Below are 16,941 nucleotides of genomic sequence, written 5' to 3'. Positions count from 1 at the left end.
TCACACCTTAAATTTATAGAAGTGATTTACCGGATTTTGTCCGCCACCGATGATAACCGCGTTTTTGATAGCGTTAAAGATATAATCATGCGCGTTTTTCACGCTCTCTTTTAGACTAAGCCCATTTGCTAAATTTGAAGCGATCGCACTTGATAGCGAGCAGCCTGAGCCATGTGTCGCAGTCGTTTTTATGCGCTCGTCGCTAAAAATTTCATACTCGCTGCCATCATAAAATATATCAAGCGACTTGCCATTAAGCTCGCCACACTTTAGATAGACGCTCTTTGTGCCAAATTTCAAAAGCTCCTTGCAAGCCTCTTTTAGCTCGCCCTCGCCCTTTAGCTCACGCTTTAAAATTTCGCGCGCTTCAAAGATATTTGGCGTGATCACGCTTGCAAGTGGGAAAAGCTCCTCCACGATCGCGTCCTTTGCAGCGCCCTCTAGCCAGATGTCGCCATTTTTACAGCTCATGACAGGATCAAGCACGACTGGCGGTAAATTTTTGATCTCTCTTAACATTTTTGCGACGCTTTTGATGATCTCAACGCTTGGGACAACGCCTATTTTTATCACATCAACTCTTATATCATCAAATATCGCTCTTATCTGATCCTTGATGAGCTTTGGCTCAACTAACTGCATGCCAAAGATGCCCTTTGTATTTTGAGCAGTGACCGCTGTGATCGCTCCCATCGCATATACGCCGTGTGCTATAAATACCTTTATATCAGCTAAAACTCCAGCTCCGCCACTTGGATCAACCCCTGCTATACTTAACGCATTTTTCATAACCGCTCCTTTAAATTTATTTTAATTCATCGCCAACACTAAGGCGCTTACCATTTATATATGCTTTTGCGTTTGTTGGCTTTTTGCTTGGCTCTTGAAGCTCGTAAATTTTGACCGCCCCACCCTTGCAAGCAACCACAACGTGATCTTTTTCTACGCTTAAAATTTCTCCGATTTTACCACTTTTTTCGCTTAGCTCAAGTGATAAAATTTTTAGTCCGCTTGTCAGATAAATCCCTGGCCAAGGTGTGAGCGCACGAAATTTATTATAAATTTGCCCCGCCTCTTCATCAAAACTAAAAAGTCCGTCGCTCTTGCTTATCTTTTTGCAGTGCGAGGCCTGCGCGTCGTCTTGTTTTTGTGGCTTTAAATTTTCAAAATTTTTAAGCACTTTTACGATTAGCTCACCGCCAAGCTCGCCTAGCTCACTAAAAAGCTCGCTTGACATCTTGCTCTCGCAAGGCGTATAGATGAAGTCCAGCATATCGCCAGTGTCAAGCCCAGCGTCCATTAGCATAGCTGTGACGCCAGTTTGCTTCTCACCTGCTAGTATGGCGCTTTGAATGGGGCTAGCACCTCTATATTTTGGCAAGATCGAGGCGTGCAAATTTATACAAGTTGCCACGTCAAGCACACTTTGTGGCAAAATTTTGCCATAAGCTGCCACCACGATAAATTTAGGCTCAAATGCCTTTAGCTCGGCAACTACCGCCTCATCTTTTAGCGTATGTGGTGTAAAGACTGGCACGCCTCCTAACTCGTTTTGCGCGTAAATTTTGACCTCACTTGGGGTTAAAATTTGCTTTCTGCCAACTGGCTTATCAGGCTGGGTAAAGACAGCTTTTATGTTAAAGCCGGCTTCTTTTAGGTGCCTAAGTATCCTAACCGCATAATCAGGCGTTCCCATAAAAACTACATTCATCACTTTCCTTTAAATTTAGCACACTATTTAGCAATGCCCTTATTTTGATCTACGTTTTTGCTATCCGGCGGCCAGAAGGCGCAAGGATCTTCTTTCCAATCAATCTTTTGAAACAATAAACTTCCTAGCTCATCAAGGCTAATTTTGCCGTTATGATCGGTATCTAACCTCTTAAATTCCTGCCCAGTGCATAGATCTGGCGCTATTTTTAGAGCTTGGGGCGCTTTGCATGTTACCCACTCATCTAAATTTAGCACGCCGTCGCGATTATTATCATTAAAATCCAAAAACATATATGCTGGATCGGCTGGATCGCAGCTATATGCACCAAGGCAAAATAGCATAATGTAAAAAATTTTCTTCATTTTATATTCTTAAATTTTTAAGTTCAAAGCACTAAAAAGTCGCAACTCAAAGCTCTTTTTTTAGTAGCTCAAGCAGTGCAAATTTAAGCTCATCGATGTTTTCGTTCGTCGCAGATGAGATCGGTAAAATAAAGTATGGTTTTTTGGCATCAAAGCTGTATAGGTCTTGCTTATAGACAAATTTACCATCTTGATTTGGCTCTAAATTTATACTTTTCATAAATTCTTTTATATTTTCATCTAAATTTTCAGCCGCATCGACTCTGGTGATCGCGATAGCGTAGTCCCTGCTGGCAAGCACGCTTGAAAATTTAGCGACCTCCTCTTTTAGCACGCTAAACTGCTCGCTCATGCTTCTGTAATTTGCACTATCTATCATAAAAAGCAAAATTTTATTTCTCTCGATGTGCTTTAAAAACTGCACGCCAAGGCCGCGTCCGTCGCTCGCTCCCTCGATGATACCAGGGATGTCAGCCATGACAAAGCCACTAAACTCATCGACCTCAACAAGTCCGAGCTTTGGCGTAAGCGTGGTAAATTCGTAGTTTGCGATCTGTGGCTTGGCGTTTGAGACGGCTGAGATGAGTGTTGATTTGCCAACATTTGGAAAGCCAACAAGACCCACGTCAGCTATCAGCTTTAGCTCAAGTCTGACCTCTATGCTCTCTTCTGGCATGCCCTTTTGAGCGTATTCTGGGGCTTGATTGATAGAGTTTTTAAAGTGAAAATTTCCAAGTCCGCCTTTACCGCCCTTTAAAAATAGCGTCTTTTGGCCCTCGCTAACTATATCACAGAGTAGTTCATTTGTCTGTGCGTCATAAACAGCTGTGCCAGGAGGGACTATGAGTTCTAAATTTTCGCCCTTTTTGCCAGTCATTCGCTTGCCCATGCCAGCTTCACCATTGCCAGCCTTCATGGCTCTTTTACCCTTATAATTTGCTAAAGTATGGGTATTGTTGTCACAAACAAAATAAACATCTCCGCCATCTCCGCCATCTCCGCCATCAGGACCACCTAAAATGACGTGTTTTTCACGGCGAAAACTCACAGCTCCAGCTCCACCATGCCCCGAACTTAGAGTCAATCTTGCACTATCTATAAACATTTTTTACCTTAAATTTTTTATTTGGATTATATCCAACTTTACTGAAATTAAATCGTAATATCTTGTCTAAAATAAAGCAAAGATAATCAGTATGAAGCCTAAAATATAAAGTTATGGTTGATTTAAAATTTCTCTCAAATAGCTATTTGAAAAATTCTAAACACTAAATAAAAATTTTGATTTTTGAATAATTTTAAGAAAGAAAGGGGGCGATTGCCCCTGAGATTATGCAGCTGGATAAACAGATACTTTTTTTCTGTTTTTATCAAGTCTTTCAAATTTTACAAAGCCATCGACTAATGCAAAAATTGTGTGGTCTTTGCCAAGACCTACATTATTTCCAGCATGAGTTGCTGTTCCTCTTTGGCGGATGATTATATTTCCAGCACGAACGAACTCGCCACCAAATTTTTTAACACCTAATCGGCGTCCGATACTATCACGGTTATTTTGGGTTGAACCTTGACCTTTTTTGTGTGCCATATCTTATCTCCTTAAGCTGCGATACTTACGACTTTTACACGTGTAAATTGTCTTCTAAAGCCGCGTTTTAGTTTTGAGTCTTTACGTCTGCGTTTTTTGTAGATAACTACTTTTTTGTCTTTACCTTCATTAACGACCTCAAGAACAACTTTTGCACCCTTCACAAATGGCGCACCTACCTTTACTTCGCCGTCATTTACAGCCAAAACTTCTGTAATCTCAACGGTTGATTTAGTTTCAGCACTAAAGTGATCTAGCTTAAGGTACTCGCCCTCGCTAACACGATATTGCTTACCGCCATGCTTAAATATAGCGTATTTTGACATACTCTACCTTTCTAAAATTTGGTAAGACCAAAAAGCACTTTTTTTGCAAAAGATTTATGGAGCTTTGTTGGTTGTAAGGTGTGAATGTTAGCTAAAAGTTTATAAATTCTACTTTAATGCCCCTGATTTTATGATCTCATCGGCTAAATTTTTAATCATCGCATCGTGATCCAGAAAAAATGTCTTATCATTTGGCAAATATGGCTGATATATCAGTGTTTTGACTACTGGCGCATTTAAAATCACATTTATCAGTTCAAACTCAGGCGGTAAAGTAAGGTAAAGTTTTAGCTTAGGAATTTTGTCTTGAAAGAGCCTTTGCGCGTAAAATTTACTAAAATTTTCATTCTTTGGAAGCTTTATCTCCTTAAAAAGATTAAATGGCAAAAAGTAGCGCGCTAAGGCGTGAAGTCCGTGTGCGAAAATATAAAGCCTTTTTTCAAATTTAGGCACATCTGTCCTGCCAAATGTGGAGCAAAATTTCTGCAAATGCTCGCTCATAGCGGTCGTATCTTTTTCATGTAAGGCAAGCACAAATTTAACCGCTTCTCTTTCATTTGCTGGCTTTTTGGACTCTGCAAAGGTGCGAGCTTTTTCAAGAGCAGGGGCGAGTAAATTTTCATCTTGCCAAAGCATCGCAGTGAGCAGATCATGCATCACGCATAGAAATTTATAACCGTTTTTGCTAGGTGGCAGACCTTTTGGAAAGATGCTTGCCATACTATCTGTGTCACCACAAGCGATAGCAAAAAATGCCGGTATTAGTCTCTCACACTGATCGTATCCGCCGCTACATCCTGGGAGTAAATTTAGCTTAGCGTATTGAAAAATAAGATCATTTAGCGCCTCAGCGTCGCCATCAGCTAGGTACTTTTTCAAGGCAAATGTCGTAGCATCTAGCTCTTAAAAAAGAGAGTAATCGTATGAGCTCACGCAAAAAGTCGTATTCGTTTAAATTTTTCTCTTTTATCTCGGCGTAAATCATAGCATACTCGTCTAAAAGTAGCTCTTCATCGCTTTTTGATGGTTTTTTGGCTCTAAAAATGTTAAATAAGCCTTCTAAAAATGACATTTTGTGTCTCCTTCTTTTTGCTAATTTTAGCCAAAAAGGCCTAATTTTTCACGTGCAAAAGGTGGCTTTAGCGGATAGTTTAACCGCATTTTGGCTATAATCGCCCCAAATTTAAGCAAGCTCAGGATAAAGATGGCAGGCGAAGATCAGGAAAAAACCGAAGAAGCGACCCCCAAAAAGATAGAAGATGCCAAAAAAGACGGCAACGTCCCCAAAAGTCAGGATCTAGCTGGGTTCGTGACCCTTGTCATCGCTATTGGCGTACTACTTTCGATGCTAAATTTTATGAAAGAACAGATCATCTCACTTTATATATACTATTCAAAATTTATCGGTCAGCCACTGACCTTGCCAACTATAAAAATGATCGTTGTAAATACCTTTGCAAGGTCACTTCTTATGATACTTCCAGTTTGTATCTGTGTGGCGATCGCTGGTGTCATTGCAAATGTAATGCAGTTTGGATTTATCTTTACCACAAAGCCTATAATGCCAAATTTTGGCAAGATAAATCCACTAAAAGGGTTAAAAAATTTATTCTCGATGAAAAAAGTGATAGACAGCATTAAGATCGTGCTAAAAGTTAGTATCGTCTTTGGTGTTGGATTTTATTTTTTCTTGCAGTTTATCAAAGAGCTTCCGCACACGCTCTTTTTTTCTATGTTTGATCAGCTTGCTTGGCTAAAAGAAAAGCTCATTATTCTTGTTAGTGTCATGCTTTTTATACTTTTTGTGGTCGGCCTTATCGACCTTCTCATCGTGCGTTTTCAATATTTTAAGGACCTTCGTATGAGCAAGCAAGAGATAAAAGATGAGTATAAACAAATGGAAGGAGATCCGCAGGTAAAAGGCAGAATTCGTCAAGCACAAATGCGTGCAGCCAAGCGTCGAATGATGCAAAATATCCCACAAGCTGACGTAGTCATCACAAACCCTACTCACTACGCCGTGGCGATAAGATATGATAAAAGTCGCGATGAGGCGCCGATAATACTTGCCAAAGGTGTTGATTTTTTAGCATTGCAAATCAAAAAAATAGCCGTTGAAAATGGTGTGCAAATTTATGAAAACCCACCACTCGCAAGAGAGCTTTATAAAATTTGTGAAGTCGATGATACGATACCAGCACATCTTTTTAGAGCCGTGGCCGAAGTGCTAAGCTTCGTTTATATGAGCAATAAACAAAAATTTAAAGATAAGCTTTGATAAATTCTACTCTTGCTACTAGAAGTTACTAGCAGCAAGAGAATTTATCTATTATAGATATCCAAAAGCAGTTGCAAAAATATAGCCAAATATACAAGAGGATATAACGCCAATAAGACCCGGAATGATAAAACTGTGATTGATAACAAATTTACCAATATGTGTCGTACCGCTTCTATCAAACTGAATAGCCGCAAGGTCGCTTGGATATGTTGGTAGGATGTAGTATCCGTAGCAAGCTGGCGCAAAGGCTAGAATGATAGCAGGATTAACATCGATATTTAAAGCTAATGGCACAAATGCAACCAATGCTGCAGCTTGAGAATTTACAAATTTTGAGATAATCAAAAGCATAACCGCATAAGTCCAAGGATGCTCTTTTACGATGCTTCCTAGCGCCTCTTTCATCATCGGAGTATGCACTGCAAACATAGTCTCAGCCATCCAAGAGATACCAAATACTGCAACAAGAGCGATCATACCTGATCTAAATATCTCGTTTTTACCGATCTTACTAGCATCTGTTGGTGTAAAGATTAAAATGATAGCGCCAGTTAAAAGCATGAAAATTTGGATGACATGAACCATGCTTAAGCTCTTTGAAGATGCTTGTTTGTTGCTTATATTAATGTAAGCACCTTGGAATTCTTCTTTTGCGCCTTTTTCATTTATATATGTTACTGCACCATCAGCTGTACGAGTAAGAGTTTGATTTGCATCTTTGCCGATGATTTTGACTGATTGAGCTTTTTGATTGGCATTTAGCTTATCGTTTGCTACTTTTAGCTCAGCCGCCTCTGTTTGGATGCTAGCATCTTTTATTTTTAAGGTTTTTAAAACTTTTTGTTCAGTTGGAAGGTTAGCTATTACTTGAACGACCGTTGCGTCTTTGTAAGTAGTCCAGCTTGGACGAAGATCTTTAAAATATCCAAGAAGCGCAACTATAAGGATAGAGCCTAAAAATATCCACATCGCAGCCCATTGATAGCCAGGAAGCTTTTTGCCTAAAAGTGTCGCACTATCGCCATAAACATATTTTTTAAACTCAGGATCTTGAAGCTTTGCTTGAAAGACTTCGTCTTTATCAAGATCTTTGCCTCTAAACCAGCTAAAAATTCCTACCGCTAAAACACCGCAAAATGTTGATGGAATCGTAATCTTTAAAAGATCTAAATATCCATCAAAGCCAGCTAGGTGAGTTTTAGCATTAATAAGAAAGCTTGTAAGAGTTACAACAGCAACTGAAACTGGGCTTGCGATGATGCCCATTTGTGAGGCTATCGAGCTTGCTGCCATTGGTCGCTCTGGGCGGATACCATTTTTGATAGCAATGTCATAAACGATAGGAAGCACAGTATAAACAACGTGTCCAGTACCGCATAAAATAGTAAGCGTACATGTTACAAAAGGAGCCAAGATACTTACATATTTTGGATTTTTTCTAAGTATGGTTTCTGCTATTTGAAGCATAACATCAAGGCCACCACTGGCTTGAAGCGTAGCACTTGCCACAACGACAGCAAGGATAGTTAGCATAACATCAATAGCTGGCTTACCAGGCTCGATGTTAAATCCAAAAACAAGAACTATAAGACCGATACCGCCTAGCATACCAAGTGCGATACCACCTTTTTTAGCTCCGTAGAACAAACAGATAAGGACGATGAGAAGCTGAATAGCAAACTGCATACCTTCACTTAAATTCATGAGAAAATCCATGAAACCTCCTAAGTTAATATAAATTTAACCAAGATTATAGCTCTTATGGATTTAGATTAAACTTATATTTTAAGGATGATTTGATACAAATATAATATTTTGATTAAGAAGGCTTATTTAGGATAAAATTTATAAGATTATCTCTTACAAATTTTTTATTTGATCTTGAAGATTTTATTTGTCTTAGAATATATAAAATGAAAATAGCATTGTTATATTTTAAATTTATTAATAACAAAAATTTATTTAAATTTTATAAATAACCTAGAAAAATAGCATAAAAGCCTTGTAAATGTGAAATTTAATAGAACTAAGAGAAAAAGGATTGATGTTTAAAGAAAGGTAATGGTGGTTAGAGGCAGAATCGAACTGCCGACACGCAGATTTTCAGTCTGCTGCTCTACCGACTGAGCTATCCAACCACTCGTTAAAGAAAGTCAGATTATACATGTTTAATATTTAAAGCAAGTTTAAAATACACACTTTTTTAAATAAAATAAGTTATGTTTTTCTATTTTTACTTGAAATATAAAAGAAATTCTACAAAGCAGAAAATAAATTACAAGCTTATTTAAGCTTGTAATTTATTTTAGTGTATATGAAATAGGAAAGCGCAGATAACGATCTTGTTTAGGCTTTGGAAACTCAGAACTTGCTCTTTGAATATTTTCTAAAGCACCATTATCAAGCGACTCAAAACCAGAGCTTTTACTAACTTTAAGTTCATCTATGCTGCCGTCTTGCTTGAGCAAAAACCTAACTTCTACAACTCCTTGATGTTTCATACGTCTAGCATTATTTGGGTAACTTTTATGCCTCTTAACTGCGATTATAACCTTCGTAAAATCTTCATCGCCTTGCGAATTTGATAAATTTAGCTCAGGTGTTACATTTTGAACTGGAGCTGCAGCGATAGACTTGTTATTGGCTGGCAAATTTGTATTTACACTGGCTGGCGGTACAATAGGCTGCACTGACTGAGTAATTACCGGTTCAGGCTTGGGCTCTATTTTTTTCTCTTTTTTAGGCTCTACCTTTTTTATTTCACGCTTTGGTTTCTCCACCTTTTTAGGTTCAGGTTTTGGTTCTGGCTTTGGCTCAGATTTTGGTGGCTCTGGCGGTGGCGGTGGAGCTGGTGGAGTTGGCTCTGGGATAAGCATTTGCTCCGCTATTTGAGGTGCTGAAACTTGTGGCACTGGAGTAAATGAATTAAGAGCTATTTTTATCGGTTTTTGCTCACCTATTTTTATCTCATCAAAATCATGTGAAAGCAAAAAATATACTGCTGCTCCATGCACTATAAGCGAAACAGCTAAGCCGCTGTAATTTGAAATTTTATTCAGAGATTGTTTGGATTGCAAAATTTTCGTGGCCCTTCTCTTTTAATATATCAATTACTTTGACAAAGCTATCAAATTTCGAATTTTTATCGCTTTTTAGTTCAATCAATGTCTTTATATCAACAGCATTTAGCTTATCTTTGAGTTCGTTCTCAGAAATTTCTACATCATCTATAAAAAATTTATTATCCTTATCAATTACTACGCTTACCTTTTTATCGTCCTCTTTGCTTTGCTCAGCACTGTTTGCACTTGGAAGATCAATAGCTATCTTGCCTTGAGCAATAAAAGTCGAAATGCTAAGCACAATAGCAAGCAAAACAAGCATAATATCAATAAATGGGACAATATTTAACCCATCTTTTTTATTTAGACGCATTTTCAGCCTTGTATCTATTTAGCATTACATCTACTTTTCTGACAAAACCATTGTAAATCATCAAAGTTGGTATCGCCACAAGTAGTCCAAAAGCAGTTGCTTTTAGCGCAAGAGAGAGACCGACCATTATGCTTTTAGTATCGATTCCACCTGCCATACCCATATCATAAAATGTGATCATAATGCCAGCAACTGTACCAAGAAGTCCTACATATGGTGCATTTGAGTAGATAATATAAAGTGTGGTTAAATTTTTGGTTAGTGCTTCTTCAAGCGATTCGATACTTTTATAGCCTTTTATATCAACGCGTGAATAAAAAATAATACGCTCAATCGTATACCAAAGTACAAAAAAACTCATAATGCCTAAAATCGCAATAATTACATGATCAATGTGATGTTTAATTAGCTCCATAATACCTTCTTAGTAAAAATTTTTGCGTGATTATAGCTATATTGATAACCAATGTCAAATATTTAGTAAAAATGTAGTCAAATAAAAACTAAAATTTTTAATTTTGTATGTATATATTTAATATTTTTAGAATTTCAAAAATTTAATTTCTTTCTTAATAGCTCTATTTCAGTGATAACCATTTTTGGCGTAAGCTCCTTCATACAGGCATGTGTTTTTATAGGACATACTCGCTTCATACATGGCATACACTCTAAATTTAAATGCACTATCTTTGCACTCTCATCTTGCCATGGGCTAGTCTCTTTAAATTTAGTCGGTCCAAAAAGAGCCACAAGTGGCACTTTATAGGCAGCTGCAATATGCATAGGACCACTATCGTTTGTCAAAAAGATACCATTTTTTATAGAGCCTATAACCTCACAAAGCTCTTTTATGCTTGTTTTTCCAGCCAAATTTTCACATTTCATACCATTTTGTAAGAGCATTTGCTCGATTTCATTGCAAATTTCAAGCTCGGCTTTTGAGCCAGTGATCTTTACATCAAATTCATCCTTAAAGTGCAATGCAACCTCTGCAAAATAGTGCGGATACCACCTTTTGGCACTTCCGTAGCTAGCACCTGGATTTAGCACAAGGAGCTTTTGTTCGCTTTTTTTAGCTTCATAGTAAATTTTTAGTTCGTTTGAAATTTCTTTTAAATTTAGGCTTTGCTTTATGAAATTTAGATATTTCTGCACCTGATGTAAGCTCTCACTACTCTTTTTAAAGCAAAATTTTTGCGTTGCTTTTAGAAAAAATAGCAAAAATTTACTAGCAAATGAGCTTCTAAAACTAATAGCAATATCAAATTTTCCAAGCTTTCTAGCCGTTTTTATAAGACTTAAATATCTTGAGTTTTGCTTTTTACTATCGTCAATGACTACTTTTTCGCACTTTGGATGTGATTTGTAAAGCTCACAGGCCACATAAGAGCCAAAAAATACAATATTTTTAGCTTTTTTACTTAAATTTTCTATCGCTGCACTCGCCATCACAGCATCTCCAAGCCAAGTTGGAAGCTCTATAAAAACTCTCACTTTTGCTCCAAATTTAGCACTTCATTTATGATTTCAAGAGTTTTACTTGCATTTTCTTCTATACTAAATTTTTGCGAAAGTAAAAATGACTTCTCCTGCAGCTCTCTCATCATCTCATTATCATTAAGCACCTGCTCCACTAGCTCCAGTATACTTTCATCACTTGGTTCACGCATGACAAAACGATTTTCTAAAATTTCAGCTGCCCCATTTTGAGCCGTCGTAAAGACAATATTTTTAAAGCTAAGTGCCTCTAGGACGACATTTGAAAATGGTTCGTAGTGCGTTGGAAATATAAAAATATCACTTGCTTCATAAAATTTTGCAGTCATTTTTTGCTCACCTGTAAAAAATGCCTTTATTTTTAGCTTTTTTGCTAGCTTCTTATATGAATTTAAATTTTTATCTTTGCCTACTATTAGTGCGTTTACTGGTGTTTTTAGCTTAGACATAAGAAGCAAAAAATCCCTTGCTCCTTTTCTTTTAAAGCCGTTTCCTACAAATAGCACAATTGGTAAATTGTAATCAAGTCCAAATTCCTTGCAAACACTAAGTTTTGCTTCGCCCTTTTCCACTTTTTGCGGTAAATTTATACCATTATAAATAGTAACGATCTTTGACTCATCGACACCGTAAGCTGAAATGATTTGCTCTCTTATGTAGTTTGAATTTGCGATTATCTTTTTAGAATTTTTAAAGCAGCGTTTTTCTAGATATGGATAGACAAAATTTAAAGGATTAACCCACCAAAATGGCTTTGTGGCACGATAAATTTTATGCACGCCGTCCCCTGCTCTATAAATATCTGCGCAGCTCACTCGCTCCAAGCTAAAATATACCTCATCGCTTTGTTTTTGGCGTTTTACTTGTGCGTTAAATCTCAAAGCCTTTTTCCATGACGAGATCCTAGCCTCTCCTAAATATGAGCGTATAGATGTGTCTATACCTACGTCTTTTAGGGCTTTGGTAAGCCTTCTTAAATAGCGTTCGGCACCACCTACTGCATTTGGATTGATACGTAAAAAAACTATTTTTTTCATGACCTTAAGCTTTTTATTTTTGTGATTTTTTATTTGTAATGTCCGCCATAATATCAAAAATTTTTATAAATCAGCCTATTTTTTGCCTAAATTTCATAAAATTACACAAAGGATAAAAATGAAAACACTTACGATTATTGACACTTTTGGTTTCTTTTTTAGGCTCTACTACGCTATGAGCGGACTTAAAAACCGCGAGGGCAAGCCAAGCGGAATGATTAGTGGCTTTGCAAATTTTATAGCAAGCCTCAAGGATGAATACCAAAGCGACTATCTCATCTTTGCTCTTGATAGCAAAGGCAAGACCTTACGTCACGAAATTTTAGGTGATTATAAAGCAAACAGAAACGAGCCGCCAGCTCAACTAAAAGAACAGCTTCCAGTTTGCATAGATATGATAGAAAAAATGGGGCTTTACAGCCTTAGCCGAGAGGGCTACGAGGCCGATGACATCATCGCAAGTGCGGTTAAATTTTGTAAAGACAAAGATATATTTGTACGTATCGTCACGCACGACAAGGATCTCTATCAACTCATAGAAGACGGTAAAGTGAGTATTTACAGCCCACAAAGCAAGATTGATCACGACAGTGCTAGCTGCTTTGAAAAATACGGCGTCTATCCGGCTCAAGTGAGGGACTTTCTAGCGATCGCAGGCGATAGCTCGGACAACATCCCAGGTGTCAAAGGCATCGGCGCAGTTGGGGCCAAGAAGCTTTTGGCTGAGTATGGCAGCTTAGAGGGAATTTATGAAAATTTAGCCCTTCTTAGAAACGAGCGCACTAAAAATATGCTTGCCGCCGCAAAAGACGAAGCATTTTTGAGCAAAAAGCTAGCCACTTTATTTGATGACGCAGTTAGTTCATTTGATCTTGAACACTCGAAATTTCCAGAGCAAAATCCTCTGATAAATATCTCAGAAATTTTAAAAGAGTACGATCTAAATAGACTTCTTAAGAGCTTGCAAAAAGAGGAAAATGCTGAATTTAAGCTTGGCTTTAGAGCAAATTTACTACTTGATGAAGCAAATATTGAAAAGCTACTTACTGATATCACGCCTGAAACTATCGTCGCATTTGACACGGAAACGACCGGCGTTGATAGCAAAAGTGCAAAGTTCGTTGGCTTTAGCTTTTGCTTTAACGATGAGGACGCCTACTACGTGCCAGTGGCTCACAACTACTTAGGCGCGCCAAAGCAAATAGACCTAAAATTTGCCACTTGGGCGGTAGGGCAAATTTATAAAGGTTGCGTGATCGGACAAAATTTAAAATATGACTTTGAGATCGTGAAAAACAACCTTGGGCTAAATCCTCCAGCAAATTTCAAAGATACGATGATACTTGCGTGGCTTAGCGATCCAAACTCAAGTGTCGGCATGGACGCGCTGGCAAAGAGGCTTTATGACTATGACACGATCAAATTTGAAGATGTGGTCAAAAAAGGGCAAACTTTTGGCGATGTGCCGCTAGAAAATGCCGCTAAATACGCAAGTGAGGACGCTTGGATAACGCTTAAATTTTATAAAACTTTTCAAAACACGCTTGATAAAAATTTACTCGCCCTTGCCTATACGCACGAGTTTCCTTTTATCCTCACGCTCTTTGACATGGAGCAAAACGGCATCAAGATAAATGAAGCTAAGATGCAAAAGCTCATCCTTGAAAACGATACCAAACTAAAGGCGCTAACAAGTGAAATTTACGAGCTAAGCGGCGAAAATTTCAACATAAACTCCGTAAAACAACTTGGCGTCATACTTTTTGAGCACCTAAAGCTTCCTACCAAAAAGAAGACAAAAACAGGATATAGCACCGATGAGAGCGTGCTAGCTGAGCTTACGGACGCTCATCCAGTGATAGAGAAAATTTTAGCTTACCGCGAGCTATATAAACTGCAAAGCACCTACTGCGAGCCACTTTTAGCACTTGCGAAAAAGGATGAGGGCTCGCGAATTTACACGAGTTTTTTGCAAACTGGCACAAGCACTGGCAGGCTTTCGAGCAAAAATCCAAATTTGCAAAACATCCCTGCTCGTGGCAGCCTCGCAAAGGATGTTAGAGAGTGCTTTGAGGCGCGCGAAGGCTATAGCTTTGTGGGGCTTGACTACAGCCAGATCGAGCTTAGACTGCTAGCTCACTTTAGCCGTGATCCTGCGCTGCTTGAGGCGTTTAAAAATGACGAGGATATCCACGCAAGGACGGCCATTAGCATATTTGGTAGCAGCGACGGGCAAAATAGAGCCGTGGCAAAGAGTATAAATTTTGGCCTCATTTACGGCATGGGCTCAAGCAAACTAGCAAATCAAGTAAATATCACAAGAGCCGAGGCAAAAGAGTATATAGAGCGCTATTTTAAGGCATTTGCGACGATCAAAGAGTTTTTAGAGAGCATAAAAATTTCAGCTAAAAATGATGGCTTTGTGCAGACACTGCTTGGCAGAAAGCGCTACTTTGACTTTAAAAGTGCCACGCCTATGCAAATAGCGATGTTTGAGCGCGAGGCAGTAAATACGGTCTTTCAAGGCTCTGCGGCAGATCTTGTCAAGATGGCTATGGTAAAAGTTAGAGCAAATTTAGATGAAAATGTAAAAATGTTGCTTCAGATCCACGACGAGCTGATCTTTGAAGTAAAAGACGAATTTGCACAGGAATTTGGCAAGGCGACGCAAAAGACGATGGAGGAAATTTACACGCTAAATGTGCCACTTAAAACATCGCTAAATATCGCCAAAAACTGGGGTGAGCTAAAATAGATAGATAAATTTTGCTGGAGCTTTTAAGATGATTAGCTCCTGCTTTATACTTAAAAATAAAGTTGTAGTTTATCACTATATCTTTGGACTTTTATGCTTTTGCGGAAAGCAAATGACATCAATCAAATAAGCTAGCAAACAGCCCAATGCGTAACATACGATGTCGCTAACATCAAATGTTCCGCCAAAGACTATGCGTATTATTAAATTATGAATATCTAAAATTTCAAGTACTTTTAAGTATTGTAAAATTTCTATAAATAGCGAGAAGATAAATATTTCAAACGCTAAAATTTTTGGTGTAGTTTTAAATATAGCTCGTCCAAATGCGTAAAGCATCACCGTAACTAGCACATCACCCAAATAATGACGCACGAAGCCACCTTTAACAAAAGTTGCGATATAAATTTCGATTGCTAAAATCACGACTGCTACGACTAAAAAAAGCAATCTAGCTCGCAAGCTATGTCTCATTTTCTCGTATTGAAAAGATTTGTATATTTTTCGTTTTACTTGCATTTTTTTATTTATTTGAAATTTTACTTTTTTTATAAATTAGAAATGATATCCATATCATCTTTAAAGCCAGGATTATACTGGATATATTTCTCGCTCACAAATGTATTTATAACTTCTGCCTTATGCTCATTAAAAAGAGCATTCCATTAGGTTTTACTTGAAATAGCCAAAACCCAGCTATTTCATAAATTGTAACAGATAATAGCAATATTGCCAAATAAAGAAAATTTCTTAATTTTAAAATTCTTTGACAAGAAATATCAATCAAAATAGCTTTTGAAAATATTTTTTAGACAATTAATAACTTTTTGGTTTAAAAATAATGAAATTTATGGATTAAAATTTTTCTATCAAATCTTTAAAAATTTCATAAAGTTTATTTACTTCGTGGGCGCTAACTCGCTCGTTTTTGGCGTGTATGCGGTCGTTTATGACGCCAAATTCTATCGCATCTACACCAAATTCAGCAAAGCGTCTTGCATCGCTCGTGCCGCCTTTTGTGTTTAAAAGTGGAGTAACGCCGGTAATTTTTGTAACAGAGGCCATTAAATTTTTTACGATTTTGCTATCTTTATTTGTTAAAAATCTCTTCGAGCTTTGCTTTATGCTAAGCTCGTAATCAAGCCCTTTTAAAACTCCTCTAAGATAGTTCTCAACGTCATTTACGTCAGTTAAATTTGAGTTTCTAACATTAAACATTATGCTAAGCTCGCTTGGCGTGACGTTACAAACTTGCATGCCACCTCTAATATCAGTTATCACAATCTTGCTTGGACTAAAAAACTCGCTCCCAGCGTCCATATCGTGATCAGCTATTTTATTTAGAAGTGGAGCTATCAAATTTACCGGATTTACACACTTTTCAGGATATGCCACGTGCCCTTGAATGCCCTTTATCACGATCTTGCCATTTATTGAGCCACGTCTGCCAACTTTTATGCTATCGCCAAATTCTTTATCGCAAGTTGGCTCAGCCACTACGCAAAATTTTGGCAAATCATTTATTTCGCGTAAATATTCAAGTGCCAAAGGCGTGCCATATGTGCCATCACCCTCTTCGTCGCTTGTTAAGATGAGGCTTAGCTTCCCATTAAATTTCGCATCTTTAGCAGCGCAAACAAAAGCAGCCACGCCACTTTTCATGTCCTGTGCGCCCCTTGCGTAGATGTAGCCATCTTTTTCATATGGCGTAAATGGCTCGCTATCCCAGCCCTCACCTGGAGGCACGACATCAACGTGTCCAGCAAAAGCTAGATGCTCGCCGTCTCCATAAATTTTAGAAAGTATGAGATTTTTGGTGCCATTTTTTTCTATAAATTTCGCCTCAAAATCAGGTAAAAATTTAGCGATAAATTCTAAGCTTCCAGCATCATTAGGTGTGATAGAGCGAAAGCTTAAAAGCTCTTTTAAAAAGCTAATTACCACTA

16 protein-coding genes, 1 tRNA gene and 1 pseudogene are annotated in these 16,941 nt (G+C 37.9%); 2 read left to right on the top strand and 16 right to left on the bottom strand.

The annotated features are described in order from the left end of the window. The 7 genes and pseudogenes from A3835_02625 to A3835_02595 form a co-directional block, all read right to left on the bottom strand. Positions 1-789 carry a hydroxymethylpyrimidine/phosphomethylpyrimidine kinase gene (locus A3835_02625; protein ORI08458.1) on the bottom strand — a complete coding sequence of 263 codons (789 nt, stop codon included), beginning with the start codon at positions 787-789 and terminating at the stop codon, positions 1-3. A gap of 16 nt (positions 790-805) precedes the next feature. Further along, on the bottom strand, positions 806-1,711 hold the full coding sequence (locus A3835_02620; GenBank protein ORI08457.1) for a methionyl-tRNA formyltransferase: 906 nt from the start codon (positions 1,709-1,711) through the stop codon (positions 806-808). Between the two features lie 23 nt (positions 1,712-1,734). Then, complete coding sequence (locus A3835_02615) at positions 1,735-2,076, bottom strand: GDP-mannose dehydrogenase (protein ID ORI08456.1); 342 nt, start codon at positions 2,074-2,076, stop codon at positions 1,735-1,737. A gap of 46 nt (positions 2,077-2,122) precedes the next feature. After that, positions 2,123-3,181 carry a GTPase ObgE gene (locus tag A3835_02610; protein ORI08455.1) on the bottom strand — a complete coding sequence of 353 codons (1,059 nt, stop codon included), beginning with the start codon at positions 3,179-3,181 and terminating at the stop codon, positions 2,123-2,125. A gap of 225 nt (positions 3,182-3,406) precedes the next feature. Continuing rightward, complete coding sequence (locus tag A3835_02605; protein ORI08454.1) at positions 3,407-3,664, bottom strand: 50S ribosomal protein L27; 258 nt, start codon at positions 3,662-3,664, stop codon at positions 3,407-3,409. 11 nt (positions 3,665-3,675) lie between these two features. Continuing rightward, a complete protein-coding gene (locus A3835_02600; protein ID ORI08453.1) occupies positions 3,676-3,990 on the bottom strand; it encodes a 50S ribosomal protein L21 in 315 nt (104 codons plus the stop codon). A 108-nt stretch (positions 3,991-4,098) separates the two neighbouring features. Beyond that, positions 4,099-5,062 (bottom strand): annotated as a pseudogene (locus A3835_02595) (hypothetical protein). A gap of 132 nt (positions 5,063-5,194) precedes the next feature. Between A3835_02595 and A3835_02590 the strand changes: the two are divergent. Next, positions 5,195-6,268: a flagellar biosynthesis protein FlhB gene (locus A3835_02590; protein ORI08754.1), complete on the top strand. Its 1,074-nt coding sequence runs from the start codon at positions 5,195-5,197 to the stop codon at positions 6,266-6,268. Positions 6,269-6,319: 51 nt separating this feature from the next. Here A3835_02590 and A3835_02585 read toward each other — a convergent pair whose 3' ends face one another. From A3835_02585 to A3835_02555, 7 genes are all read right to left on the bottom strand, one after another. Then, positions 6,320-7,987, bottom strand: a complete 1,668-nt coding sequence (locus A3835_02585; GenBank protein ID ORI08452.1) for an anaerobic C4-dicarboxylate transporter — start codon at positions 7,985-7,987, stop codon at positions 6,320-6,322. A 346-nt stretch (positions 7,988-8,333) separates the two neighbouring features. Further along, a tRNA-Phe gene (locus A3835_02580) sits at positions 8,334-8,409 on the bottom strand. 162 nt (positions 8,410-8,571) lie between these two features. Further along, complete coding sequence (locus A3835_02575) at positions 8,572-9,348, bottom strand: ATP-binding protein (GenBank protein ID ORI08451.1); 777 nt, start codon at positions 9,346-9,348, stop codon at positions 8,572-8,574. Further along, the gene (locus A3835_02570) at positions 9,323-9,706 is read right to left on the bottom strand and encodes a TonB system transport protein ExbD (protein ID ORI08450.1); all 384 of its coding nucleotides are present in this window, start codon (positions 9,704-9,706) and stop codon (positions 9,323-9,325) included. Before A3835_02570 ends, A3835_02575 begins: the two co-directional genes overlap by 26 nt. Beyond that, positions 9,693-10,121, bottom strand: a complete 429-nt coding sequence (locus A3835_02565; GenBank protein ID ORI08449.1) for a TonB-system energizer ExbB — start codon at positions 10,119-10,121, stop codon at positions 9,693-9,695. Before A3835_02565 ends, A3835_02570 begins: the two co-directional genes overlap by 14 nt. Before the next feature lie 134 nt (positions 10,122-10,255). Further along, positions 10,256-11,200, bottom strand: a complete 945-nt coding sequence (locus A3835_02560) for an ADP-heptose--LPS heptosyltransferase (protein ORI08448.1) — start codon at positions 11,198-11,200, stop codon at positions 10,256-10,258. Further along, on the bottom strand, positions 11,197-12,240 hold the full coding sequence (locus A3835_02555) for a glycosyl transferase family 1 (GenBank protein ORI08447.1): 1,044 nt from the start codon (positions 12,238-12,240) through the stop codon (positions 11,197-11,199). The genes A3835_02560 and A3835_02555 overlap by 4 nt, the downstream gene beginning before the upstream one ends. Before the next feature lie 118 nt (positions 12,241-12,358). Between A3835_02555 and A3835_02550 the strand changes: the two genes are divergently transcribed. After that, entirely contained in the window at positions 12,359-14,995 is a 2,637-nt protein-coding gene (locus A3835_02550) for a DNA polymerase I (GenBank protein ORI08446.1), read from the top strand. Between the two features lie 75 nt (positions 14,996-15,070). On the opposite strand, the gene A3835_02545 is transcribed toward A3835_02550, so the two are convergent. After that, the gene (locus tag A3835_02545) at positions 15,071-15,469 is read right to left on the bottom strand and encodes a hypothetical protein (protein ORI08445.1); all 399 of its coding nucleotides are present in this window, start codon (positions 15,467-15,469) and stop codon (positions 15,071-15,073) included. Positions 15,470-15,850: 381 nt separating this feature from the next. Then, a complete protein-coding gene (locus A3835_02540) occupies positions 15,851-16,939 on the bottom strand; it encodes a succinyl-diaminopimelate desuccinylase (GenBank protein ID ORI08444.1) in 1,089 nt (362 codons plus the stop codon). Between the last annotated feature and the right edge of the window lie 2 nt (positions 16,940-16,941).

It is taken from the genome of Campylobacter concisus (assembly GCA_002092835.1).
In the GTDB taxonomy this organism is placed as follows: Bacteria; Campylobacterota; Campylobacteria; order Campylobacterales; family Campylobacteraceae; genus Campylobacter_A; species Campylobacter_A concisus_K.
This window is presented reverse-complemented; position numbering and strand designations above follow the sequence as displayed.

Coding starts and splice junctions, on each gene's coding strand:
- A3835_02590 (ORI08754.1), top strand. CDS start 5,195: ATGGCAGGCGAAGATCAGGAAAAAACCGAAGAAGCGACCCCCAAAAAG.
- A3835_02565 (ORI08449.1), bottom strand. CDS start 10,121: ATGGAGCTAATTAAACATCACATTGATCATGTAATTATTGCGATTTTA.
- A3835_02605 (ORI08454.1), bottom strand. CDS start 3,664: ATGGCACACAAAAAAGGTCAAGGTTCAACCCAAAATAACCGTGATAGT.
- A3835_02610 (ORI08455.1), bottom strand. CDS start 3,181: ATGTTTATAGATAGTGCAAGATTGACTCTAAGTTCGGGGCATGGTGGA.
- A3835_02620 (ORI08457.1), bottom strand. CDS start 1,711: ATGAATGTAGTTTTTATGGGAACGCCTGATTATGCGGTTAGGATACTT.
- A3835_02555 (ORI08447.1), bottom strand. CDS start 12,240: ATGAAAAAAATAGTTTTTTTACGTATCAATCCAAATGCAGTAGGTGGT.
- A3835_02550 (ORI08446.1), top strand. CDS start 12,359: ATGAAAACACTTACGATTATTGACACTTTTGGTTTCTTTTTTAGGCTC.
- A3835_02625 (ORI08458.1), bottom strand. CDS start 789: ATGAAAAATGCGTTAAGTATAGCAGGGGTTGATCCAAGTGGCGGAGCT.
- A3835_02615 (ORI08456.1), bottom strand. CDS start 2,076: ATGAAGAAAATTTTTTACATTATGCTATTTTGCCTTGGTGCATATAGC.
- A3835_02570 (ORI08450.1), bottom strand. CDS start 9,706: ATGCGTCTAAATAAAAAAGATGGGTTAAATATTGTCCCATTTATTGAT.
- A3835_02600 (ORI08453.1), bottom strand. CDS start 3,990: ATGTCAAAATACGCTATATTTAAGCATGGCGGTAAGCAATATCGTGTT.
- A3835_02585 (ORI08452.1), bottom strand. CDS start 7,987: ATGGATTTTCTCATGAATTTAAGTGAAGGTATGCAGTTTGCTATTCAG.
- A3835_02545 (ORI08445.1), bottom strand. CDS start 15,469: ATGAGACATAGCTTGCGAGCTAGATTGCTTTTTTTAGTCGTAGCAGTC.